Raw genomic sequence first — 23,935 nt, forward strand, 5'->3', positions numbered from 1 at the left:
CCACACACGACGTTCTGAGCTGAACATTTATCTGGGACTTGCGGGGCTGGCGGTCATGGCGGTCGTTCCCGTCGCCCTTGGCTCAGCGGACGTCGCCGTCGCTGGGAGCCTCGCTGGACCCGCGGTTGTGATGGTGGCGGAGATCGTGCGGGTCCGGCGCACGCGGAGAGCGTATTCCCCCGTGAAGGAAGGACAGGCTTCCTGACGTCCCCTGTCAGGTGGTTGATGGTCGACTGCCCGCATGACAGATCGATCGATAGTGGTGCTGGGCGCGACCGGTTCGACCGGGCGGCGGGTTACGGCGTTGCTCCGGGAGGCAGGGAACCCCGTGCGGGCCGCGTCGCGGCGGGGCGAGGTGCGGTTCGACTGGACTGATCCGGGGACCTGGGAAACAGCGTTGGACGACGCGTGGGGCATGTACCTCATGGCGCCGGACGGGCTGCCGATCGACCCGGCGTTCGTCGCCCGTGCCGTGGAGCGCGGGGTCGAGCGCATCGTCCTGCTCTCCAGCCGGAACATCGAGGCCCTGGGTGATGAGCGGCTGATGGCGGCCGAGCGCACGGTGCGCAACTCCGGCGTCGAGTGGACCATCGTCCGCGCGGACTGGTTCAACCAGAATTTCGACGAGGGCTTCTTCCGCCCCGACATCATGGCGGGGCGGGTGGTGATGCCGGTGGGCGACGTCCGGCAGGGATTCGTCGACGCGGATGACATCGCCGCCGTCGCGGTCGCGGCGCTGACCGAGGAGGGGCACGCGGGGCGGAGCTATGAGGTGATGGGGCCGCGGGCACTGACGTTTGCCGAAGCCGTGGAAACCATCGCGCGGGCGTCCGGTCGCGAGGTCAGGTTTCTGGGAACCGATGAGGACTACGCCGCCGCCCGGGCGGCGGCGGGGGCCGACCCCGCGGTGACGGCGGCCGAAATCGCCGCGTTGCGGGCGCTGCGGGGGCTCGGTGATGTGGAGCCCAACTGGGTCGTGGAACGCGTGACGGGACGTCCCGCCAAGGACATCGAAGCCTACGCGGCCGAAGCGGCGGCCCGCGGCGCGTGGCGCGACTGAGTCGCCAATGACCGACGCTCGGGGCGGCGAGGGGGGAAGTCGGGGCCGTTCTATCGGGGGCGCGGGCGCTGCTCTTGCTCTCCGCGCTGCTGCAGCAGGCGCAGGGCCTTCTGCTTCTCGAAGTCCATGGCCCGAACGGGCGGTGGCGTCACGCGTCCGAGGCGTTCGCCGAACGAGCGGACCCGGGCCAGGGTGGTGGGCTCGGAGAGCATGCGCAGGGCGAAGGCCAGAGCCGCAGGGGTGATGCCGTAGGCCCGCTCCAGTTCCAGGCCGACCGCCACGGTCCGCAGGTCGGCCTCGGAGAACCGGCGGTGGCGGTGCCCCCGGCCGGTGGGCTGTTCCTTGGTCACCGGCAGCAGGCCCAGGCTCTCCCGGTAGCGCAGCATGCGGGGGCTGGTGTCGAGCCGCTCGGCCGCGGCGGAGATGGGGATGCGCTCGTGACCGGACTCACCACCCGTGCCCGGCGCGGGCGCACCCGCGCCCTCCGAAGGGTGGGCGGCACCGGAACGAGGGGCGGCTCGGGGGTTGTCGACATCGGCCATGGAAGCGACTCTAACCGGACGGTATCCCCCGCGGGGCCATTTCTGACAATGAAATGTCAATATTGCGACAAGGGTCGTGTATCGACCACACCAGCACCTCTAGACTCGGGTCGCATCCACCCGTCTGGAGTGAGGACACGCATGTCATTCGACTTCAAAGTCGCCGACCTGTCACTGGCCGAGTTCGGTCGCAAGGAGATCCGTCTCGCCGAGCACGAGATGCCCGGCCTGATGGCCACCCGCGCCGAGTTCGGCGCCTCGAAGCCGCTCGCGGGCGCCAAGATCATGGGCTCGCTGCACATGACCGTGCAGACCGCCGTCCTCATCGAGACCCTCGTCGCGCTGGGCGCTGAGGTGCGCTGGGTGAGCTGCAACATCTTCTCCACCCAGGACCACGCGGCCGCCGCGGTCGTCGTCGGGCCCGACGGCACCCCGGACGACCCCAAGGGCGTGCCGGTCTTCGCCTGGAAGGGCGAGACCCTGGAGGAGTACTGGCAGTGCACCGAGCAGGCGCTCACCTGGCCCGGCGGTGACGGCCCGAACATGATCCTCGACGACGGCGGCGACGCCACCATGCTCGTGCACAAGGGTGCCGAGTTCGAGGCGGCCGGAGCGGTCCCCGACCCCGCCACCGCCGACAGCGACGAGTTCAAGGTCTTCCTCACCCTCCTGCAGAAGAGTGTCGCGGCCGACCCGAAGAAGTGGACCAACATCGCGTCCCGCATCAAGGGCGTGACGGAGGAGACCACCACCGGCGTGCACCGCCTCTACGAGATGCAGCGCGACGGCAAGCTGCTCTTCCCGGCGATCAACGTCAACGACTCCGTCACCAAGAGCAAGTTCGACAACAAGTACGGCATCCGCCACTCCCTGCCCGACGGCATTATGCGCGCCACCGACGTCCTCATCGGGGGCAAGGTCGCGGTCGTCTGCGGCTACGGCGACGTCGGCAAGGGCTCCGCCGAGGCGCTGCGCGGTCAGGGCGCCCGCGTGATCGTCACCGAGATCGACCCGATCAACGCCCTGCAGGCCGCCATGGACGGCTACCAGGTGACGACCCTCGACGACGTCGTCGACATCGCCGACATCGTCATCACCACCACCGGCAACTTCGACATCATCACCGCCGACCACATGTCGCGGATGAAGCACCAGGCCATTGTCGGCAACGTCGGCCACTTCGACAACGAGATCGACATGGCCGGGCTGGCCAAGATCCCGGGCATCAAGAAGACCGAGATCAAGCCGCAGGTGCACGAGTGGACGTTCCCGGACGGCCACACGGTCCTCGTGCTGTCCGAGGGCCGCCTGCTCAACCTGGGCAACGCCACCGGTCACCCCAGCTTCGTGATGTCCAACAGCTTCACCAACCAGGTCATCGCGCAGATCGAGCTGTTCACCAAGACCGACGAGTACCCGACCGAGGTCTACACCCTGCCCAAGATCCTCGACGAGAAGGTCGCGCGCCTGCACCTGGACGCCCTCGGCGTCAAGCTCACCGAGCTGACCAAGGAGCAGGCCGCCTACATCGGCGTGGACGTCGCCGGGCCGTACAAGCCCGACCACTACCGCTACTGATACCGGCGATCACGCCATAGACCATGGCACTACCCGAGCATGACGTCGCGGACCTCGGCCTGGCCCAGGCCGGGGTCCGCCGCGTGGAATGGGCGGCCCGCGCCATGCCCGCGCTACGCCAGGTGCACGACCGCTTCGCCGCCGAGCGCCCCCTGGACGGCGTGCGCATCGCCGCGTGCATGCACGTGACCGCGGAGACCGCCAACCTGCTGCGCGCCCTGCGCGCCGGAGGGGCCGAGATCGCGCTGGCCGCCTCCAACCCGCTGTCCACCCAGGACGACACCGCCGCCGCGCTCGTCGCCGAGTACGGCATCACGGTGCACGCCCGCGCTGGGATGGACGCCGAAAGCTACGACCGCAATCTGCTGGCGGTCCTTCAGCACCGCCCGCACATGCTGCTGGACGACGGCTGCGACCTCGTCAACATCGCGTCCCTGGAGCGGCCGGAGCTACTCGCCGAGACCTTCGGCGGCTGCGAGCAGACCACGACCGGTGTCATCCGGCTGCGCCAGATGCGCGCCGAGGGTGTCCTCACCCTGCCGATGGTGGCCGTCAACGACACCGCCACCAAGCGGATGTTCGACAACCGCTACGGCACCGGGCAGTCCACCATCGACGGCATCATGCGGGCCACCAATGCCATGCTCGCCGGCCGCACCGTCGTCGTGGCGGGGTTCGGTTACTGCGGGCGCGGCCTGGCCGAGCGCGCCCGCGGGATGGGCGCCCGGGTCATCGTCACCGAGGTCGACCCGGTCAAGGCGCTCGACGCGGTGATGCAGGGCTACACCGTCCTGCCGATGGACGAGGCCGCGCCGATCGGCGACGTGGTGGTGACGGTCACCGGCAACCGCGACGTGATCCGGGCCGAGCACATCGCCTCGCTCAAGGATGGCGCGGTGCTGGCCAACTCCGGCCACTTCGACGTGGAGATCGACCTGCACGCGCTGGAGGCGCTCGCGGTCGAGGTCCGGCACGAGGTGCGCCCGCAGGCCGACGAGTACGTGCTGGCCGACGGCCGCCGTATCGTGCTGCTCGCCGAAGGGCGCCTGGTCAACCTCGGGGCGGCCGAGGGCCACCCGGCCGCCGTGATGGACCTGTCCTTCTCGGTGCAGGCGCTGACGACCGTGTGGCTGGCGCGCCACCGGGACACACTCACCCCGGGCGTGCTGGAAGTGCCCGCCGACATCGACACCGAGGTGGCCCGCCTGGAACTGGCCGCGCTGGGTGTGGGCATCGACCACCTCACCCCGGACCAGGAGGAGTACCTGCACTCCTGGCACGTCTGACGCCCCCGTGCAGTCCCCGTCCGCCCGTTGATCTCGGCGATATCGACCGAATTTCGGCGATTATTTGGTCGATATCGCCGAGATCAACGGACGGGGCGAGGGGAGATCAGGCCGTCGGTCCACCCGCCTGGCGGGCGGCCATCCGCTCCTCCTCGCGGCGGCGGCGCTCGGCGAGGACGGCCGCCAGGTACTCCGGCGGGGAGGTCCCGGGCGGCGGGGGCGGGCCGACCGACGCCGCCACCATGTCGGCGATCCGCACGCCCATCTCGTAGCGCGCCTGATCGGTGAGCTCGTCGTAGCGCAGCACGTACTGGCGGGCCATGGCAGCCGTCTCCGAGGCGAGCCCGGACAGCTGGGCGCTGGCCGCCCACGCGGCCAGTCGCGGCGGCATCTCAATGGTCTCGTCGCGTTTGCGGCGGGTGCGCTCCGAGACCACCATCGTCCCGGCGAGGAAATCGCCGACGCGGCGCCCGTCGCGGTTGATCAGCGAGACGACCAGGGCCACGATGCCGAAGAGCGCCCAGATCTCGACCGCGGCCGTCAGCGCCCGCGCCAGCGCCTGGCGGAAGCGCACGGGCGAGCCGTCGACACCGACCACCCGCAGCCCCACGGCCAGCTTCCCCAGTGATCGGCCGCGGGTGAAGGTCTCGAAGGCGGTCGGGTAGCCGACCAGGATGAGCACGGTCAGCCCGAGCTGCACGGCGGCGGTCGCGGCGGAGTCGACCCCGGCGCCGATCCGCACGGCGAGGATGTTCAGGCCGATGATCGCGGCGAGCTGGACGCTGATGTCGACGAACAGCGCGGCGAGCCGCGTCGCGAAGCCCGCGGGGCGCAGGTCGAGCACGACCGCGTCCCCGGTGACCAGGGAGGTCTGCCCGTATGTAGCTCCACCGCCCGGATACGCCACCGTTGCCTCTTCCTGGTCGTAGGTGTGCATGTGTCCGTACTTCTCCCAGTCTGGCAGTACCCGGGGAGTTCGGCACGCCGGTCGCCGATCAGCCCTCCGCGGCACCCGGCCCCGGCGGCCCGGTCTCCGGTGGAGTGGGAGAAATAGGTAGAGTCCAGGCGTGGAACTCGACGTCTTCGCCGCCGCGCACCGATCCGACTGGGAACGACTGGAGCGCCTCCTGCGCAGGCGCCGGAAGCTGACCGGCGCCGAGGTCGACGAACTTGTCGAGCTGTACCAGAAGGCCAGCACGCACCTGTCCGTGGTCCGCTCCTCCGGCGAGGACCCCGCCCTGGTCGGCTGGCTCTCCGGCCTGGTCGCGCGGGCGCGCTCGGCGATCACCGGTGCGCACACCCCCGCCTGGCGCGACTTTACCCGCTTCTTCACCCGCACCTTCCCCGCGGTCGTCTACCGGCTGCGCTGGTGGTGGATCTGGTCGACCGTCGGCTCGCTCGCCTTCGCCACCGTCCTGGCCGTGTGGGTGGTCAACGACCCCCGGGTGATGGCCGCGCTCGGCCCGCCCGACTACATCCGCCAGATCGTCGAGCACGAGTTCGCCAACTACTACGTCGAGAGCCCCGGCGCCTCCTTCGCCGCCCAGGTGTGGACCAACAACGCCTGGGTCGCCGCCCAGGCCATCGTCTTCGGTGCCTTCCTCGGCCTGCCGGTGATCTATGTCCTGGCGATGAACAGCGCGAACCTGGGCGTGATGGGCGGGCTCATGTTCGCGCACGGCAAAGGCGACATCTTCCTCGGCCTGATCCTCCCGCACGGCCTGCTCGAACTGACCGCCGTGTTCGTCGCCTCCGGTGTCGGCCTGAAACTCGGCTGGACCATCATCTCCCCCGGCCACCGCCCCCGCCTCCGTGCGCTGGGCGAGGAGGCCCGCCCGGCCATCGCGGTGGCGCTGGGCCTGATCGTCGTCCTGTTCATCTCCGGCCTCATCGAGGGCCTGGTCACCGGCTGGGTGCACACCACCTGGCTGCGCATCGGCATCGGTGTGGTGGCCGAGGTGTTGTTCCTGGCCTACGTCTTCACCTTGGGCCGCAAGGCCTACCTGGAAGGCGAGACCGGCGACATCGAGGAGCGTCCGGAGACTGCCCCCGTCACCGGTTGACGATTTCGAGCTAGAGCGTTTCGGGGAGCAACGTGAATGACGTCACGTGATCCGGGCGGATCACAGTGAAATGCCGACGATCCAGATTCGCGATACGGCTGACCTCCAGCCGCTGGGCTAAGGCGACAACCGAGGCGTCGACGAAGCCGAGACGGAGTGACGCGTACCGCCTGATAATGCTTGACGCGCAGATCAGGTCATCCTGATCGACCTCGACGAGTTCGATATCGCTCTGCACGATGTAATCAAGAAGTTCGGATTCAGCCTTGGGGCCGAGGGTCCGCTCCGCATGCCACGACGTCTCAGTCAGCACCGTGGAAGGGAGGAGCACCCGCCCTGGCAGCGTTGCCATCAGATCGGCCGACGTCCGATGATACGTGTCGCGGACATCGAGTGCGGCCCAAAGAACTCCGGTATCGAGAAGAGTGACGATCATTCCGGGCGACCGAACTCCTCAAGCATGATCTCGTGGTGACGAACGGATATGTCACTGCGTCCGGAGTCAAATTTCCCGATGAACGGTAGGAAACGCCGAGGCGTGTCGTCGCCCCCCTCGTTCTGAAGTTGTGCGATTTCACTGTCGGACTCGGCCAGCGCGCGCAGTCGGCGTAGGCCCGCCGGTGGAAGGCGATCCATTAACTCGCGCAGGGCTTCGTAGTCCTTCTCGGCGTTCATGGGTTAAGTCTAGGCCGAGCGGTGCGGGGTGGGAGGAGATGCGGGCGAAAACACGGTATCCCCGCTACAACCGCCCCTGCGCCTTCAAGTCGATGTAGGCGTCGGCCAGCGCCGGGGCGATGTGCTCGGGGTCGGCGTCGACGACTTCGACACCGTGGCGGCGGAGTTCGGCGGTGATCCGGCGGCGTTCGGCCTGGGTGCGTTCGGCGGCCGCCGCCTCGTAGACGCTGCGGGCGTCGCCCCGTCCCGCCGCCATTTCGGTGACGCGGGGGTCGCCGACGGCGGCGACCAGCAGCAGGTGGCGGGCTGTCAGGGCGGGCAGCCGGGGCAGCAGGCCCTCCTCCATGGCGGTGGCGTTCAGGTCGGTCAGCAGGACCACCAACTGCCGGGTCCGGCTCTGTCCGCCGAGGATCGTGCTGACCATGCCCGTGGGGTCGGACTCCACCAGCTCCGGCTCCAGCGGTGCCATCGCCTGGACGATCTGCGGCATGGTGCTGCCGCGTCCCCGGCCGCGGACCTGCGCGCGGACGCGGCGGTCGTAGGCCAGCATCTCCACCCGGTCACCGGCCTTGGCCGCGAGCGCGGCCAGCAGCAGGGCGGCGTCCATGGCGTGGTCCAGGCGCGGGGTGTCGCCGACCCGGCCCGCCGAGGTCCGGCTGGTGTCCAGGACGAGCAGGATCTTGCGGTCGCGCTCGGGTCGCCAGGTCCGCACGACGACGCTGTCGCGGCGCGCCGTGGCCCGCCAGTCGATGGAGCGCACGTCGTCGCCGGGCACGTACTCGCGCAGCGAGTCGAACTCGCTGCCCTGGCCGCGCACGAGCGCGCTGTGCTGCCCGTCCAGCTCGCGCAGGCGCGCGAGCTTCCCCGGCAGGTGGCGGCGGCTGTGGAAGGGCGGGAGCGTGCGCACGCTCCACGGCACGGAGTGCGTGCACTGCCGCGCCGCTATTCCCAGGGGACCCACGCTGCGCAGGGTGACGCCGGCGGCCCGCTGGTCGCCGCGCCGCCGCGGCGTGAGGACCGTGCTGACCCGGCGCCGCTCCCCGGCGGGGATCACCACGTCGTGCGTGCGCGGCCGGGCGTCGGCGCTGGGCGCCCACGCGTCACGCAGCGGCCCGCGCAGCGTCCGGGCGGCGGGGTTGGCCACCACCAGGCTGACCGTGGCGGATTCGCCCAGCCGAATGGACGTGTCGCCCTCGCGCTCGAAGGTGACGCGGCGCGGGCTCGGCGCGAGCAGCAGGTCCGCCGCGATCAGCGCGGCGAGGACCGCCAGGACCGTCCACAGCACCCAGAGGCCGGCCGACCCCGCGATGAGCACCACGAGCGTGCCCGCGAACGCGGCGAATACCGCCCGGCCTGTGATCGCCATTGGTCCTTACCCCGTGATTCCGTGTTTCTCGCAGTTCGTGCCGCAGCGGTGGGCGAGGCGCGCTAGCGCGGGACCTCGACCGAGGCCAGCACACCGTCCAGGACGCCGTCAGCGGTGGCGCCCTCCAGCTCGGCCTCCGGGCGCAGCGCCACGCGGTGCCGCAGGGTGGCCTTGGCCAGGGCCTTCACGTCGTCCGGGGTGACGTAGTCGCGCCCAGACAGCCAGGCCCAGGCCCGGCTGGTGCGCAGCAGGGCCGTGGCCCCGCGCGGGGAGGCGCCCAGCTGCAGGGAGGGGGAGCGGCGGGTGGCGCGGCACACGTCGACGATGTAGCTGAGCACCTCCGGGGCGACGGTGGTGGTGGCGACCGCCGCGCGGGCGGCGCGCAGCTCGGCGGCCCCTGCCACCGGCCGCAGCCCGGCCGCGTCCAGGTCGCTGGGGTCGAAGCCGGTGGCGTGGCGGCCCAGCATCTCCACCTCGTGGTCGCGCTGCGGCAGCGGAACCACGAGCTTGAGCAGGAACCGGTCGAGCTGCGCCTCCGGCAGCGGGTAGGTGCCCTCGTACTCCACCGGGTTCTGCGTCGCGGCCACGACGAACGGGTCGGGCAGCGCCATGGGCTTGCCCTCCACCGTCACCTGCCGCTCCTCCATCGCCTCCAGCAGTGCTGCCTGCGTCTTGGGCGGCGTCCGGTTGATCTCGTCGGCCAGGAAGAGGTTGGTGAAGACCGGCCCGTCGTGGAACTCGAACTTGGCGGTGCGCGCGTCGTAGACGAGCGACCCGGTGACGTCACCGGGCATGAGGTCGGGGGTGAACTGGACGCGCTTGTGGTCCAGCGAGAGCCCGGCGGAGACGGCCCGGACCAGCAGCGTCTTGGCGACGCCGGGCACCCCCTCCATCAGCACGTGGCCGCGGCACAGCAGCGCCACGACGAGGCCGGTCACGGTCTCCTCCTGGCCGACGACGGCCTTGGAGACCTCGTGGCGCAGCGCGGTCAGCGCCGCCCGCGCCTGCTCGGTGGACGGCTGCCCGGAGGGCTGCCCCTGGTCGGTGAAGGCGGTCACGTCTGAAGTACCTCTCTGCAATCTCCGTTGGGTCGGCTCGGTACCCGGCGCGGACCTTGGCACGTCCGCGGCGAGCTCCCCGTCACCGCAGGCGTTTTTCGAGTGCGTCGAGCTCGTCGGCGAGCCGGACCAGCGCCGCGTCGTCGGCGGTGTGCGGGTCGTCATCCGGCCCACTCTCCGGACCGTACAGCAGTGCGCGCACCCGAGCCGGATCGTCCCCGCTGCGCACGGCCACGGCCTCGACGACCGCATCCGGCGCGGAGTCCGCCCCAAGCCCGAGAGCCGGGCGCATCCGGCCGATGAGTCCCGAGCGCAGCGAACCGGCCGCGCGGTCGCGTGCCCGCCGTGCCGCGTACAGCCGCGCGCGTCCTTCGGTGGTCTCCGACGCCCGCACCACCACCGGCAGCCGCTCGGCGACCAGCGGACCCAGGCGGCGGCCCCGCCACACCGCCAGCAGGAGCAGCGCGGCGCCCAGCGGCACCACCGCGAGGTAGAACGAGCGTGGAAGCAGCGCCCAGATGTCCTTCTCCCCGCTCGCGGCCGGTACCTCCGGCAGGAACCACACGACGTCGCGGTCGCCGACGAGGTTCAGGGCCAGCGCGGCGTTGCCCTCCCGGTCCAGTCGATCGTTGGTCAGCGGGCCGCTGGAGCCGAGCACGGTCGTCACCCCGCCGTCCCGGGGCACCTGCACCAGTGCGTCGCCGCCTTGGTCCGGGTAGCAGGTGGTCGCACCGTCGCCGCCCACCGCGTACAGCTCGCCGCCGGTGTCGGCCGAGCCCGCGGCGCGTGCCGCGGGCAGGTCGCACGCGGCGGCCAGGGTGCGCTCGTCGGTGTCGCCGCTCGTCCGGACCCCAGGCGCGAGCTCCTCCATGGCGCCCGTGGTGGGCAGCACCAGCAGCAGGTCGCCGGGGGTGTCGGCGAGGCGTTCGAGTTCTTCGGGCAGCAGCCGGTGTGAGGAGGCCACGACCAGCAACGTGTCGGGGCGCGCCGCCGTGACCGCCGTGGTGGTGTCGCGCGCGATGGTGACGCCGGTGCCGCGCTGGCGCATGATCTCGATCAGCGCCCGGGACCCTTCGGGGCCGGGGTTGTTCGGTTCCAGCGGGCCGGAGCGGGTTGTCTCGGCACCCAGGGAGAGCAGGACCGCGAGCACCACGAGCGCGCCGAGGAACGCGAGGGGGCCGCGCGCCTTGCGCCACAGTGTGCCGGGGCCGACCGATGTGGCGGTCGAGCCGCCCGGGGACGGGGCGGCGGGCGGCGGGGGAGCGGTGGTGGTGCTCATCGGGTCGGCTCCGCCTCCCTGTTCTGGTCCATCGGGCGGGTCGCGGCCAGCCGCTCGTCCAGTTCCCGGAGCTGTCGGTAGCCGTCGGCGGTGGCCGGGCGCTCGCCGTAGGCGACGTCGTTGAACACCCGGGCCGCGCCGAACAGGTCCTCGCGCCGGCCTGGCAGCGCTTCGGAGGCCTCAGTGGCCAGCTCGGTCGCGGTGCGCCCGGGACGGGGGGTGATGATGGCGCGGTCTTCCAGGGCGCGGGTGACCGCTCGGAGGCGCTCCCGGATGGCCGCGGCGTAGTCCCCGGCCGCGGCGTGGCGCTCGGCCGCGGTTCGGTGGTCGGCCGCGGTCAGTGGTGCGGTGGTGTCGATACGGGCGGTTCGCCGGGATCTGCGCGCCGGACGCGCGTAGATGATCAGGCCGATGGCCACCACGGCGAGAACGGCGAGCACCGGCCCCAGCACCCACCACCCGCCGGGCATGGCCGCCTCCATCCGGCCGGCCAACTCCGAGAGCCAGTCGGTCACCCTTTCCCAGATGATGTCGAGCAGGGTGGGCTCGGCCTCGCCGTAGATCTTCTTGGCCAGCTCCTCCCGGGCGAGGCGGGACCCTTCCTCACGGGAGACCTCGGCGGCCGCGGCGAGCACGGCCGCGGTACCCGTGAGCGCGCCGGTCAAGCCGGGGCTCCGGGGACTCCGCCGGAGGGCGGGCCGGGATAGGGGCCAGGGTAGGGGCCGGGATAGGCGCCGCCGGCCGACGCGGGGTCGGGCAGGTAGATGCTGGCGTCGACCATCTGCCCGGACTGCGCCGCGGCCTGCAGCCTGAGGTCCAGGCCCTCGCGGCGCATGCGCAGGTCGACGTAGAGGAGCGTGGTGACCCCGACGACGAACGGGACGGTGAGCGCGCCGGCGATGACGGTCCCCACGAATGACGTGGTACCGCCCACCACATAGACCCAGGCCGCGCCGGGGGCGGTAATCGCCGCGACCATTCCGACCAGCGAGAACGGCGTGGAGAGGATGCCGGACACCAGCGCCGCGACCAGCGCGGAGAGCAGCAGGATGCCGAAGACCCGCCACCAGCTGCCGCGGGTGAGCCGCCAGGAGCGCGCCAGGGACTGGCCCGGCCCCAGCCGCTCCAGGACGGCCACGGGCATGGCCAGCGATGTGCGCACCCAGACCCACACGGCCAGCGCCGCGACCGCGGCGAGGCCGACGAGGAACACCGCGAGGGCCACGAGGGGCTGATCGGCGGCGAAGCCGAGCACGGCCGCGGCGATGAGGACAACGGTGAGGAGCACGGTCCAGCCCAGGCCGATGAGGAAGAGCAGCAGAGCGACCAGCAGCACCGCGCCCATCCGGCCGCGCACCGCCTGCCACGCCTCGCCCATGGTGAGCTTGCGGCCGATAACCGCCAGGCCGACGACGGCGGCCAGCAGCCCGGTGAGCACCACCTGGCCGATATAGGAGAGGAGCGCGCCCCCGTACATGGCGAACAGGGTCCACGGGGCGATGGGCAGGGTGTCGGCGTTGGCTGTCGGATCGGCCGCGAGGGCGTCGATCGCGCTGCCGTAGTCGGAGAAGTAGCCGCTCATCCCGATGGCGCTCAGGATGCTGGAGATCGCGACGACGATGACGGCCAGCCCGAGTACCGTCGCGGGGTTGTGCCGGACATAGCCGAACGCGCCGTTGAAGATGTCGCCCAGTGTGAGCGGGCGCAGTGCGACGACGCCCGGAATCGGCGCCGGGGGAGCGGCGGGATACGGTCCGGAACCGGCCATGCCGTAGGGCGGTGGGTATCCGGGTCCGCCGACGCCGTGGCCACCTCCGGACGCTCCGCCGGGCCCCGGGCCGCCGGGCGCGGCCCACCCGGGGTGCGGGGCGGGCGGCGGACCGCCGGGCGGCGCCCAACCCGGCTGGCCCTGCGGGTGACCCGCTCCCGGCGCGGGTGCGGAGGGGGCCCATTCCGGGGGGCCGCCGGGTGCCGTCCAGCCCTGTTGGGCGGGTGCGGAGGGGTCCGGAGGAACCGGTGGTGCCCCGTCGTTTGCGGGAGACGACCTTGGCGTCTCCCAGGGCTGGCCGTCCTCGTGCGACATGGTCCCTCGTTCCTCCGTCGTCGCTGGTTCCGCGCTGGTTCTGCGGCCGCGGTGGCGCGCATCTTACGTGGCGCCATCCACGCTATGCCAGATCGGCCGCCTATTGGGCGTTCCCGCTGTTGCGTGGTCGTTCGCCGGGAATTGGACCGCCGATACCCTTTATTCTTTTTGTATGCTTTCGGTTATCAACCGACCAAGTCGCATACGCTCGGTGAGCAGGTGCTCTGGACGGGGTGGCGGGTCCGACGGCAGGGTGTTCCCCATGGGGGAACCCGTGTCGCCGCCGTGACGCAAGCATAAATAACGAAGATCGCCCCCGGGGCGGCCGATCCCGGGCGACCGGACGCCAAGCCGAGCCAGGAGATGGCAAGGTTGGGTGGGGAGTCCGGCCGCAGGTGCACCGCACCACGACGACTCCCGCACAGGGACCCTGGCAGTAGAGCTCGCAAAGACTCGCAAAGATCAGTGCCGCTTGAGTGTCCAGAAAGGAGAAGGCGCCGGGCGCCGCATCCCGCCGGGATGCGCGTTGGGCGCCGGGTACATCGATGAAGGGACGCGTACTGGTCGTCGACGACGACCTCGCTCTCGCTGAAATGTTGGGCATCGTCCTCAGAGGCGAAGGCTTCGAACCGTCGTTCGTTCACGACGGCGACAAGGCACTGGAGGCGTTCCGCGAGACCAAGCCGGATCTCGTCCTGCTGGACCTCATGCTGCCCGGCGCGGACGGTATCGACGTCTGCCGGCAGATCCGTGCGGAATCCGGTGTCCCGATCGTGATGCTCACAGCGAAGAGCGACACCGTTGACGTCGTCCTCGGCCTGGAGTCCGGGGCCGACGACTACATCGTCAAGCCGTTCAAGCCCAAGGAACTGGTCGCCCGCGTCCGGGTCCGGCTCCGCCGCACCGAGGAGCCGGCGCCCGAGGTGCTCCAGATCGGTGACATCACCATCGACGTCGCCGGACACGCGGTCCGCCGCGACGGCGAGCCCATCAGCCTCACCCCGCTGGAGTTCGACCTGCTCGTGGCCCTGGCACGCAAGCCGCGCCAGGTGTTCACCCGCGAAGTCCTGCTCGAACAGGTCTGGGGCTACCGCCACGCGGCCGACACCCGTCTGGTGAACGTCCACGTCCAGCGGCTCCGCGCCAAGATCGAGAAGGACCCCGAGCACCCGGAGGTCGTGGTGACCGTCCGCGGCGTCGGGTACAAGGCGGGGACCGCCTGATTCGACCGAGACCCGACACGTGACGAGCAGCAGCACCAACGGCGCACACGCGGCGGACCCGCCAGAGGGCGAGGACGCCGTGCTGTCGCGTTGGCAGCAGGCGCTCGACCTCCTGCTGCGCGGTTATCTCGCCGCCCAGCGCGCGGCCCGCGGCCTGGTGCGCGGCGTGCACACCCGCTGGCGGCGCTCGCTGGAGCTGCGCGTGGTCACCACCACCCTGGTGCTGTCCGCGCTGGTCACCGCGGGGCTCGGAATCGTCCTGATCGACCAGGTCAAATCGGGGCTGCTGGAAGCCAAGGAACAGGCGGCGCTCAACTACCACAAGGTCGGCCTGCAGACCGCGACCAGCGCGATGCAGGACGGCGAGCTGCAGTCCATCGACCCCGACTCGCAGCTCCTGCAGATCGCCACGGACCTCAGACAGCGCAGCGGAACCACCGGCCTCTACGAGATCGTCATCCTGCCGACCATCGGCGGCCTCTCCGGGTCGGCGACGGTCAAGCCGGAGAGTATCCCCGAACCCCTGCGCGAGCGGGTGCGCGACAGCGACGAGCTCGACACCCAGTACATGCGCTACACCGAGATCGTCAGCGACGAGGGGCGTGAGCCGGGACTGGCCGTCGGAGCGCAGCTCTCCCACGTCTACGAGCTCTACTACCTCTTTCCGCTCGACCACGAGCAGCAGATGCTCGACCTGGTGCAGCACACCGTGATCCTGGTGGCCACCGCGATGGTCATCCTGCTTGCGGTGATCGCGTTCGCCGTTACCCGGCAGGTGGTCATCCCCGTGCGGATGGCGGCCGGATCCGCCGAGCGCCTCGCCTCAGGCGACCTTTCCGAACGCATGAAGGTACGCGGCGAGGACGACCTCGCGCGACTGGCCATGTCCTTCAACGACATGGCGGGCAACCTGCAGGAGAAGATCCACGAACTGGAGGAGCTGTCCAAGCTGCAGCGCCAGTTTGTCTCCGATGTCTCCCACGAGCTGCGCACCCCGCTGACCACGATCCGCATGGCCGGCGACCTTCTCTTCGACGACCGCGAGGACCTTGAGCCCACCCAGACCCGCTCGGTGGAGCTGCTGCAGGGCCAGCTGGAGCGGTTCGAGGAACTCCTCGCCGATCTCCTGGAGATCAGCAGGCACGACGCCGGGGCTGCGACGCTCTCCATCGAGTCCATAGACATCCGCGACGCCGTGATGAAGTCCGTCGGCGACGCCGAGCACATCGCCGAGAAGCGCGGCATCAAGGTCGTACTGCGGCTCCCGGCCGAACCCTGCTACGCGGAGTTCGACGCCCGTCGGATCAACCGCATCCTGCGCAACCTCGTCGTGAACGCCATTGAGCACAGCGAGGGCAAGGACGTCATCGTCACCGCGGTGGGCGACCGCGACGCGGTGGCGGTCGCCGTGCGCGACTTCGGCGTGGGCCTCAAGGAGGGCGAGGAGCACCTGTGCTTCGACCGGTTCTGGCGGGCCGATCCGGCGCGGGCCCGTACCACCGGCGGCACCGGGCTCGGGCTGGCCATCGCCAAGGAGGACGCGCAGCTGCACGGCGGCTGGCTGCAGGCCTGGGGTATGCCCGGCAAGGGATCGCAGTTCCGCCTCTCCCTGCCCCGCAAGGCCGGGCAGGAGCTGCGCGGTTCCCCGCTGCCACTCGCCCCGCCCGAGATGGCGCTGGGGCGCCGACGCGCCGGTTACGGCCAGGTCAGCACCGCGGCCGACGCTGAATCGGCCCCGGCGCGGCCCTCGGAGATTGGGGAGAAGCCATGACCGTCCGTTCGAGACGCCTCCGCGCCGCGGCCTGGAGTGCGCTGCTGGCGGTCGTGCTGTCCTCCTGCGCCACGGTACCCACCGGCGGACCTGTGGTCGAGGGCGCGGGACGCAACGACGAATCGGGCGATTTTTACGAGAACTTCGTGCGGATGCTGCCCGCCGGCCCGCAGAAGGGCGTGGGTGAGGAGGGCCTGGTCCGCGGCTTCCTCAGCGACCTGCGCAGCGTCGAGGACCATCACAAGGCCGCACGCGAGTACCTGATGCCGGAGCGCCGCGAGGAGTGGTCGGACACGGGCGCCGTCCTCGTCTACGACGACATGGACGCGGTCTCTCTGTCCGTCGACTCCCCGGGCGACGGCACCACGGCCAAGGTGCGGGTGCGCAGCCCGCAGATCGCCACGCTCGACCAGAGCGGCCAGTACCTGCCGGCCGCGCAGGGCCAGATGATCGACGTCACGTTCGAGCTCGCCAAGAACGACGAGGGCGAGTGGCGGATCGCCGACCTGCCCGACAAACTGCTCCTCGGCGAGCAGGACGTGGAGCGACTGTACCGTCCGCTCAACCTCTACTACTACAACCTCGACCACAGCTCCCTGGTCCCCGACCCGGTGTTCCTCCCGCTGCGCAGCGACCGGCGGGCCAGGCGGCTGGTGAAGGCGCTGGTCGACGGCCCCACCGACTGGCTCGCACCGGCCGTCGTCTCCGCTTTTCCCGAGGACGCCGAGGCCGATGTGGCGTTCGATTCGGGCAAGGTCATCGTCGAGCTGCGCGGGGACACCGGGGGCGACGAGTTCGGCATGGGGGCGCAGCTGGCGTGGACCCTCAAGCAGCTGCCGCAGGTGGAGGGGTTCACCCTGCGCATCAACGGCGAAGAGGTGGACTTCCCCGGCGAGGCCGACGAGAACCTGCAGTCCAACGACAGGTACTGGAACCCGGTCAACCCCGGCGGTGTCGCCGGCGAAACCGACCTGAGGGCCTACTTCAGCCGCAATGGCCAGCTGTGGTCGCTGACGGACACGGGTATGGACGATAAGCACGCCGAATCACGGCTCAAGGGCGCCGCCGGAGTCGGCGACACCCCGCTGGAGCAGCACGCGGTCTCCCTCGACCAGCGCCGTGTCGCCGGTATTGAGGCCGGGGGCGGCCGGGTCGTCGCCGCCGATGTGACCGAGGGCGCCGACTTCGGCACGCTGATGTCCGGCGGAAAGTACACCTCCCTGTCCTGGGACCGCTACGGCAACCTCTGGGTCGTCGAGAGCGTCGGCGGAGACGGGAAAAAGGGAGACGGGAAGAAGAAGGACGACAAGAAGGACGACAAGAGCGATACGGGCAGCAAGGACGACACGGACGACACCTCCTCCGGCGAGGACGGCGCGGACGACGAGCCGAAGCGTCCCGGCACCAAGGTCTGGATGCTGCGCGGCGGCACCGACCCGGTGGAAGTCGACGCACCGGCGCTGCGCGGGCGCGAGGTCACGCGGCTGCGCGTCTCCCGTGACGGCAGTCGGGTGGCCGTCATCACCTCGGAGGGCAAGGACGCCACCGGGCAGCTGTTCGTGGGCCGGGTGATCCACGGCGATCAGAAGTCGGCCGTGGGCGCGTTCCTCCCGCTCGCGCAGGAGTTGTCCACGGTCGAGGACGTCTCTTGGCGGGGCGGTGACCAGCTCGCCGTCGTCGGGCAGCGGGCGCGCGGAGCGAACCAGGCGTTCCTGGTGTCGCTGGACGGCAGCACGGACACCACCAGCGCCGGAGCGCCCTCCGGGACCGACATGAAGAGCATCACCGCCGCGCCCGGACAACCGCTGATGTGCGGCACCGAGGACGGCCAGATCATGATGACCGGGGACCGCATCAGCTGGCAGCGCGTGGCCGACGGCGCCAACCCGGTCTACCCCGGCTGATCCCCGCCGTCCACAGGCGGCGCGGTGCCGTTGCGGCGGGCCGCGGGACGGGGCGAACCTGCGGATATGAGGCCCGTCTCCTGTCCCGCTGTCCTGTCCTCGTTGGTCGACCTCGTCCTGGGTGAGCGCTGCGCCGGGTGCGGGCACTCCGGGGCGCTGGTGTGCGCGACGTGCGCCGACGCGCTCGACCGCCGCCCGTGGCGCTGTTCCGCCCGGCCGGGGTGCCCGCCGGTCTGGGCGGCGGGTCCCTACGCGGGGCGCGGTCGCGACCTGCTGCTGCGGTTCAAGGACGGTGGGGTCCGGGCGCTGGCCGCGCCGCTGGGGCGGCGGCTGGCGCGCGCGGTGGCCGAGGCCGCGTCCGTGCGGGGCGCGGTCGCGCTGGTTCCGGTCCCGGCGCGGACGGCGGCCCTGCGCCGCCGCGGGTTCGATCCGGTGGCGCTGCTGGCCCGCGCCGCGGCCGAGGAGCTGGGCCGGGGAGCGCCGCCGGCGCACTCGCCGTCGTCGGACCGCGGACCTCCCCGGCGGTCCCGCTCACGCTCGGCTCACCCGCCCCACGCCATAGGGTCCGCGTGCCCGGATCCCACGGTTCGCCATGTGCGGGCGCTGCTGCACCGCCGGCGGGTGGCCGACCAGGTGGGGCTCGACCGTTCGCGGCGGTGGGCGAACCTCCACGGCGCGCTGGCCGTCCGCCCGCGCGCCGTTCGCTCTCTCACCGGGTCGGCGGTGGTCGTGGTGGACGATGTCGTGACCACCGGCGCCACGCTGGCCGAAGCCACCCGGGCGCTGCGCGCCGCGGGGGTGCGGGTGGCGGCGGCCGCTGTGCTCACCGAACGCGGGTAGCCTCGATGACGGCCGGAGGGTGCCCCCGCCCGGACGCGGAGTGGAGCTGAGAAGTTTTTACTCCGGTCGGGTTTCTTCCGACTTTCGTGAATTTCGGGGGGCTGGGGAACGCTGGTACCCGCAATCGCTCCGATGTCAGCACCTGACATCCGAGCGAACTCGGGCTAGCGTTCTTGACATGGCACCCGTCCGGGTCCGTGGTTGCGCTGGACACGACGTCCCTGTGTCGGGGCGCGGGTCCGGCAAGCCGATGCCAGGCGCAGGCGAAACGGCCCACGTAAGGCGACTTTTCGTCGACCGATCACGGTGCGCCTTAGAGGTAAGTCCTGCCCCGCAGAGGGTCCGGATGTCCCTTGGGAGCGGGAGAAGGGCAGTAGTCGCACATGAGCGCGGCGGAACCCTCAGCAGGCGGATGTGGGGACGAAGACCAGGTCGGCCGGGCGGGTGGCATGTCCCTACCTGGTGTGCCCTCCATGTTTCCGGGGCTATGACACGACCGCGCCGACAGCAGCGGCCTGCGGAGGGCCGATGGATGCTCTCCTCTGATTCCCCCGGCGGCGCGGCGCCGCCCGGCCAAGGTGAAAATCGCGTGTGAGTTTCTCGGCTCTGACCTGGTCAATTACCAACCTTCGACGGGGTGAATACCCGGGATCTTGTGGGTATACGGAGATCCAGACCAAGCTGTCATCCCTGAGGGGATGGCGGAGAGGAGGGGCGCGTAGCGCGAAGCCCGCCGCGAAAAGCGGGGGGCGGTATGACACAGCCTGGTCATCGCTGAAGAGATGACCAACGCGACGAAGGGGGTCTTGTGGACATCATCGTCAAGGGTCGACGCACAAGTGTCAGCGACAAGTTCCGGCAGCACGTCGAGAACAAGCTGAGCAAGCTCTCCAAGTGGGAGAAAAAAGGCATGAGCGTCGATGTGGAGGTGTCCAAGGAGCGCAACCCGCGCCTCGCCGACCAGCGCGAACGGGTTGAGCTGACCATCCACTCCAGCGGTCCGGTGATCCGAAGCGAAGCGTCGGCCGATGACCGCTACAGCGCCCTCGACCAGGCGCTGGCCCGTATCGAGGCCCGCTTGCGCAAGGTGGCCGACCGCCGGAAGGTGCACCGGGGGAACCACGCTCCGGTCTCCGTGGCCGCGGCCACCGCCAGCCTCGCGAACAACGACGTGGCACCCGCTGAGGCGCAGGCGTCCGCACGAACGCCCGTCCCCTCCCAGACGGCGGGTGCGTCCGGTGGCGGCGGTTCCGATGAGTACGCCGCGGCTGACCGGTTCTCGGACGAGTTCGTGGAGCTCGACACCCAGGGAGACACCCCGGTGGTCGTCCGGGAGAAGTTCCACCACGCGAAACCGATGAGTATCGACCAGGCCCTGATGGAGATGGAGCTCGTGGGCCACGACTTCTACCTGTTCCACGACGAGCAGAAAGACGCGCCGAGCGTCGTCTACCGTCGGCGAGGCTTCAACTACGGCGTACTGCGCCTGATGGACTGACCCTCGAAGGATTGCGGAAAACATGATGTGCCGCGGCGGGCGGTTGCCCGCCGCGGCACATTACTGAGGCTGGTGGGACGATCGCCGACGGTACCCTCACGCCTCGTCGCCGGCGGCCAGCTCGCGGTCGCGCTGCTTGATCTTGTGCAGAGGGGTCTCGTGCGGCTCCTCCGGCTCACGGTGCGGATCGTCGAGCACGACGTCGGTGAAGATGTCGGTGACCAGGCTCAGGACCGCGCCGATGAGCATGAGGGCGACCCCCGCCCCCAGCAGCCACCAGGACATGCCCAGCACGATCGACAGTCCGCCCAGGGCGAAACCGACGGCGATGAAGGCCACCGCCACCCACGACCCCGGGCGGCCGCGGTGGCTGCCGGTATCGGTCCAGACCCCGCCTTCGCCCTGGTAGCCACGGATGTAGGGCTGCGACTGCATGTTGTCTGCCATGGCGGTCCCCCCACGCTGGACAGATCACAGATCCCCGCGGATCCTTTCCATCGGTGCATAACCTCCCCCGGTGAGGGCTAAACGCGGCAGAGGACCCGTAGCGGCCACGGCACGGACGCACAAAGTGTCGTTGAGGGAATAGGCTTGCCTACAGTGGAAGGCTGCGGGTAAAGGATCCGATCCGCCCCAACGCACATGGCGGGCCATGATCTGCGAGGAGCGCATTAGAAGTGCCAGGCATACTCGATAAGGTCCTCCGCGCAGGTGAAGGAAAGATCCTGCGCAAGCTCAAGAAGCTGAAGGACCAGATCAACTCGATCGAGGACGACTTCGTCGACCTCAGCGACGCCGAGCTGCGCGAGCTCACCGACGAGTACCGCGAGCGCTACAAAGACGGCGAATCGCTCGACGACCTGCTGCCCGAGGCGTTCGCCACGGTGCGGGAGGTCGCCAAGCGTACGCTGGGGCAGCGGCCCTTCGATGTGCAGCTGATGGGTGGCGCCGCCCTGCACTTCGGCAACATCGCCGAGATGAAGACCGGTGAGGGCAAGACCCTGACGTCGGCGCTGGCGGTGTACCTCAACGCGCTGGCCGGCCGGGGCGTCCACATCGTCACCCCCAACGACTACCTGGCCAAGCGCGACGCCGAGAACATGGGCCGGATCCACCAGTTCCTCGGCCTGGAAGTCGGCGTGATCGCGCCGGACATCTCCAACGAGGCGCGGCGCGCGGCCTACCAGGCCGACATCACCTACGGCACCAACAACGAGTTCGGGTTCGACTACCTGCGCGACAACATGGCGCTGTCGCTGGACGACACCGTCCAGCGCGAGCACTACTTCGCGATCGTCGACGAGGTCGACTCCATCCTCATCGACGAGGCCCGCACCCCTCTCATCATCAGCGGTCCCGCCGAGCAGAACTCCCGCTGGTACGCGGAGTTCGCCAAGATCGCTCCCCGCCTGCGCCGCGACACCGACTACGAGGTCGACGAGAAGAAGCGCACCGTCGGCATTACCGAGTCCGGTGTGGCGAAGGTCGAGGACTGGCTCGGCATCGAGAACCTGTACGAGTCGGTCAACACCCCGCTCATCAGCTTCCTGAACAACTCGCTGAAGGCCAAGGAGCTCTACCGCCGCGACAAGGAGTACATCGTCAAGGACGGCGAAGTGCTCATCGTCGACGAGTTCACCGGGCGTGTGCTGCGCGGCCGCCGCTACAACGAGGGCATGCACCAGGCCATCGAGGCCAAGGAGAAGGTGCGGATCAAGGACGAGAACCAGACGCTCGCCAAGGTCACCCTGCAGAACTACTTCCGCATGTACGAGAAGCTCTCGGGCATGACCGGTACCGCCGCGACCGAGGCGGCGGAGTTCAGCCAGACCTACCAGATCGGCGTCGTCCCGATCCCGACGAACAAGCCGATGATCCGCAAGGACGACCGCGACGTCGTCTACAAGACCGAAGAGGCCAAGTTCGAGGCGGTCGTCGAGGACATCGCCGAGCGCCACAAGGAGGGCCAGCCGGTCCTCGTGGGCACGACGAGCGTCGAGAAGTCCGAGCTGCTGTCGAAGATGCTCAAGCGCGAGGGCATTCCCCACGACGTCCTCAACGCGAAGAACCACGCGCGTGAGGCGTCGATCATCGCGCGGGCCGGGAAGCTCGGTGCCGTCACGGTCGCCACCAACATGGCCGGCCGCGGCACCGACATCATGCTCGGTGGTAACCCCGACTTCATCGCCGACGAGGAGCTCCAGGCACGCGGTCTGCAGCCGCTGGAGACCCCCGAGGAGTACGAGGAGGCCTGGCCGGAGGCGCTGGAGAAGGCCAAGAAGGAGTTCGAGGAGGAGCACCAGCAGGTCGTCGATGTCGGCGGGCTCTACGTGCTCGGCACCGAGCGCCACGAGTCGCGGCGCATCGACAACCAGCTGCGCGGGCGCTCGGGCCGCCAGGGCGACCCCGGGCTGTCGCGCTTCTACCTCTCCCTCCAGGACGACCTGATGCGCCTGTTCAACAGCGCCCGGGTCGAGATCATCATGGAGCGGCTGAACATCCCCGAGGATCAGCCGATCGAGTCAGGTGTGGTCACCAAGGCGATCCAGTCGGCGCAGTCCCAGGTCGAGCAGCAGAACTTCGAGATCCGCAAGAACGTCCTGAAGTACGACGAGGTCCTCAACCGCCAGCGCCAGGTGATCTACGCCGAGCGCCGCAAGGTCCTTGAAGGCGCCGACCTGCGCGAGCAGGTCGAGGCGATGATGGACGACGTCCTGGAGGGCTACGTCCGCCTCGCCACATCCGAGGGCGACCCTGAGGACTGGGACCTCGACAAGCTGTGGAAGGCGTTCAAGCAGGTCTACCCCGTCGGCTTCACCGTCGACGAGCTCATCGAGGAGAACGGCGGCGACCTGGGGACACTCACCCCGGACGTCATCATCCACCGGGTCCGGGAGGACGCCCAGGAGGCCTACCGGCGCCGCGAGGAGGAGATCGGCGAGGAGACCATGCGCGAGGTCGAGCGCCGGGTGATCCTCCAGGTCATGGACCGCAAGTGGCGCGAGCATCTCTACGAGATGGACTACCTCCAGGAGGGCATCGGCCTGCGTGCCATGGCGCAGCGCAACCCGCTGATCGAGTACCAGCGGGAGGGCTACGACATGTTCCAGGAGATGCTCGAAGGCATCAAGGAGGAGTCGGTCGGCTACCTGTTCAACGTCGAGGTCCAGGTCAAGGATCGTTCCTCCAGCGAGGTGACTCCGGCCGGGGCGGCCGCCACGGCCGCTGCCACAGGAACGGCGCTGACCCAGGGGGCCGAGGAGGAAGCGGAGGCCGCCGAAGAACCGGCCGAAGCCGAGGCCGCACCCGAGGACGTCGTCGTCCCCGGCTTCGGTGCGAACCGCCCCAGCCACCTGCAGTACACCGCCCCCAATGAGACCGGCGGCGTGGAGAAGCACACCGAGGCCGCCAGCTCCGACAAGCCCTACGCCGGGACCGGGCGCAACGCGCAGTGCCCCTGCGGGTCGGGCAAGAAGTACAAGAAGTGCCACGGCGAGCCCAAGGGCGGCGCCGCCTAACGGCGTAGCGCCGACGACGGTAGAAACGACAGGGTGGGGTCCCGCGATCGCGGGACCCCACCCTTGTGACGTGCCGTCTCATGTTGGTCTCGGGGGTGCCGACCGAACAGTTGTGCCCCTTCGGCTGGTCTCCCCGACAGCAACCGAAGAAGCGAAGCGGCCGCCCCGTGAGGGCGGGGGGGGGCGCTTTC

General features: G+C 70.2%; 20 protein-coding genes. 10 read left to right on the plus strand and 10 right to left on the minus strand.

From position 1 onward, the window contains the following. Positions 1–241 precede the first annotated feature (241 nt). Positions 242–1,060 carry an SDR family oxidoreductase gene (locus ABD259_RS12920; RefSeq protein WP_344102065.1) on the plus strand — a complete coding sequence of 273 codons (819 nt, stop codon included), beginning with the start codon at positions 242–244 and terminating at the stop codon, positions 1,058–1,060. Between the two features lie 50 nt (positions 1,061–1,110). On the opposite strand, the gene ABD259_RS12925 is transcribed toward ABD259_RS12920, so the two are convergent. Beyond that, positions 1,111–1,602, minus strand: coding sequence for a MerR family transcriptional regulator (locus tag ABD259_RS12925; protein WP_344102063.1), 492 nt, complete (start codon positions 1,600–1,602; stop codon positions 1,111–1,113). Between the two features lie 141 nt (positions 1,603–1,743). Here ABD259_RS12925 and ahcY (ABD259_RS12930) point away from each other — a divergent pair, with 141 nt between their 5' ends. Further along, complete coding sequence (gene ahcY, locus ABD259_RS12930) at positions 1,744–3,180, plus strand: adenosylhomocysteinase (RefSeq protein WP_344102061.1); 1,437 nt, start codon at positions 1,744–1,746, stop codon at positions 3,178–3,180. A 23-nt stretch (positions 3,181–3,203) separates the two neighbouring features. Next, complete coding sequence (gene ahcY / locus ABD259_RS12935; RefSeq protein ID WP_344102059.1) at positions 3,204–4,466, plus strand: adenosylhomocysteinase; 1,263 nt, start codon at positions 3,204–3,206, stop codon at positions 4,464–4,466. A 106-nt stretch (positions 4,467–4,572) separates the two neighbouring features. On the opposite strand, the gene ABD259_RS12940 is transcribed toward ahcY (ABD259_RS12935), so the two are convergent. Beyond that, positions 4,573–5,403: an RDD family protein gene (locus tag ABD259_RS12940; RefSeq protein ID WP_344102058.1), complete on the minus strand. Its 831-nt coding sequence runs from the start codon at positions 5,401–5,403 to the stop codon at positions 4,573–4,575. Between the two features lie 130 nt (positions 5,404–5,533). Between ABD259_RS12940 and ABD259_RS12945 the strand changes: the two genes are divergently transcribed. Next, complete coding sequence (locus ABD259_RS12945; RefSeq protein WP_344102056.1) at positions 5,534–6,529, plus strand: stage II sporulation protein M; 996 nt, start codon at positions 5,534–5,536, stop codon at positions 6,527–6,529. Positions 6,530–6,539: 10 nt separating this feature from the next. Here the strand turns inward: ABD259_RS12945 and ABD259_RS12950 are convergent, their stop codons facing one another. The 7 genes from ABD259_RS12950 to ABD259_RS12980 form a co-directional block, all read right to left on the minus strand. After that, positions 6,540–6,965 (minus strand): type II toxin-antitoxin system VapC family toxin, encoded by a 426-nt coding sequence (locus tag ABD259_RS12950; protein WP_344162510.1) that lies wholly within the window; start codon positions 6,963–6,965, stop codon positions 6,540–6,542. After that, positions 6,962–7,204 (minus strand): hypothetical protein, encoded by a 243-nt coding sequence (locus ABD259_RS12955; protein WP_344102052.1) that lies wholly within the window; start codon positions 7,202–7,204, stop codon positions 6,962–6,964. The genes ABD259_RS12950 and ABD259_RS12955 overlap by 4 nt, the downstream gene beginning before the upstream one ends. A gap of 64 nt (positions 7,205–7,268) precedes the next feature. After that, positions 7,269–8,570: a DUF58 domain-containing protein gene (locus ABD259_RS12960; protein WP_344162513.1), complete on the minus strand. Its 1,302-nt coding sequence runs from the start codon at positions 8,568–8,570 to the stop codon at positions 7,269–7,271. Positions 8,571–8,632: 62 nt separating this feature from the next. Next, a complete protein-coding gene (locus ABD259_RS12965) occupies positions 8,633–9,628 on the minus strand; it encodes an AAA family ATPase (RefSeq protein WP_344102048.1) in 996 nt (331 codons plus the stop codon). Between the two features lie 82 nt (positions 9,629–9,710). Then, the gene (locus tag ABD259_RS12970) at positions 9,711–10,907 is read right to left on the minus strand and encodes a DUF4350 domain-containing protein (protein WP_344102046.1); all 1,197 of its coding nucleotides are present in this window, start codon (positions 10,905–10,907) and stop codon (positions 9,711–9,713) included. Continuing rightward, the gene (locus ABD259_RS12975) at positions 10,904–11,572 is read right to left on the minus strand and encodes a DUF4129 domain-containing protein (protein ID WP_344102044.1); all 669 of its coding nucleotides are present in this window, start codon (positions 11,570–11,572) and stop codon (positions 10,904–10,906) included. The genes ABD259_RS12970 and ABD259_RS12975 overlap by 4 nt, the downstream gene beginning before the upstream one ends. After that, the gene (locus ABD259_RS12980) at positions 11,569–12,675 is read right to left on the minus strand and encodes a glycerophosphoryl diester phosphodiesterase membrane domain-containing protein (RefSeq protein ID WP_344102042.1); all 1,107 of its coding nucleotides are present in this window, start codon (positions 12,673–12,675) and stop codon (positions 11,569–11,571) included. The genes ABD259_RS12975 and ABD259_RS12980 overlap by 4 nt, the downstream gene beginning before the upstream one ends. An 860-nt stretch (positions 12,676–13,535) precedes the next feature. Between ABD259_RS12980 and mtrA the strand changes: the two genes are divergently transcribed. The 5 genes from mtrA to hpf all read left to right on the plus strand — a co-directional run bounded on the left by mtrA (position 13,536) and on the right by hpf (position 20,226). Next, positions 13,536–14,213, plus strand: coding sequence for an MtrAB system response regulator MtrA (mtrA, locus tag ABD259_RS12985; protein WP_017618743.1), 678 nt, complete (start codon positions 13,536–13,538; stop codon positions 14,211–14,213). 19 nt (positions 14,214–14,232) lie between these two features. Then, positions 14,233–15,984 (plus strand): MtrAB system histidine kinase MtrB, encoded by a 1,752-nt coding sequence (mtrB, locus tag ABD259_RS12990; RefSeq protein WP_412759367.1) that lies wholly within the window; start codon positions 14,233–14,235, stop codon positions 15,982–15,984. Further along, the gene (locus tag ABD259_RS12995; RefSeq protein ID WP_344102038.1) at positions 15,981–17,888 is read left to right on the plus strand and encodes an LpqB family beta-propeller domain-containing protein; all 1,908 of its coding nucleotides are present in this window, start codon (positions 15,981–15,983) and stop codon (positions 17,886–17,888) included. The genes mtrB and ABD259_RS12995 overlap by 4 nt, the downstream gene beginning before the upstream one ends. 66 nt (positions 17,889–17,954) lie before the next feature. Then, on the plus strand, positions 17,955–18,728 hold the full coding sequence (locus tag ABD259_RS13000; RefSeq protein WP_344162516.1) for a ComF family protein: 774 nt from the start codon (positions 17,955–17,957) through the stop codon (positions 18,726–18,728). An 808-nt stretch (positions 18,729–19,536) separates the two neighbouring features. Next, on the plus strand, positions 19,537–20,226 hold the full coding sequence (gene hpf, locus ABD259_RS13005; RefSeq protein ID WP_344102034.1) for a ribosome hibernation-promoting factor, HPF/YfiA family: 690 nt from the start codon (positions 19,537–19,539) through the stop codon (positions 20,224–20,226). 96 nt (positions 20,227–20,322) lie between these two features. Here hpf and ABD259_RS13010 read toward each other — a convergent pair whose 3' ends face one another. Then, positions 20,323–20,673 (minus strand): hypothetical protein, encoded by a 351-nt coding sequence (locus ABD259_RS13010; RefSeq protein WP_344102032.1) that lies wholly within the window; start codon positions 20,671–20,673, stop codon positions 20,323–20,325. Positions 20,674–20,903: 230 nt separating this feature from the next. On the opposite strand from ABD259_RS13010, the gene secA reads away from it, so the two are divergent. Then, positions 20,904–23,744, plus strand: coding sequence for a preprotein translocase subunit SecA (gene secA / locus ABD259_RS13015; RefSeq protein ID WP_344102030.1), 2,841 nt, complete (start codon positions 20,904–20,906; stop codon positions 23,742–23,744). The last annotated feature ends 191 nt before the right edge of the window (positions 23,745–23,935 follow it).

Origin of the sequence: Nocardiopsis rhodophaea (genome assembly GCF_039530945.1) — a bacterium.
Lineage (GTDB): Bacteria > Actinomycetota > Actinomycetes > Streptosporangiales > Streptosporangiaceae > Nocardiopsis_C > Nocardiopsis_C rhodophaea.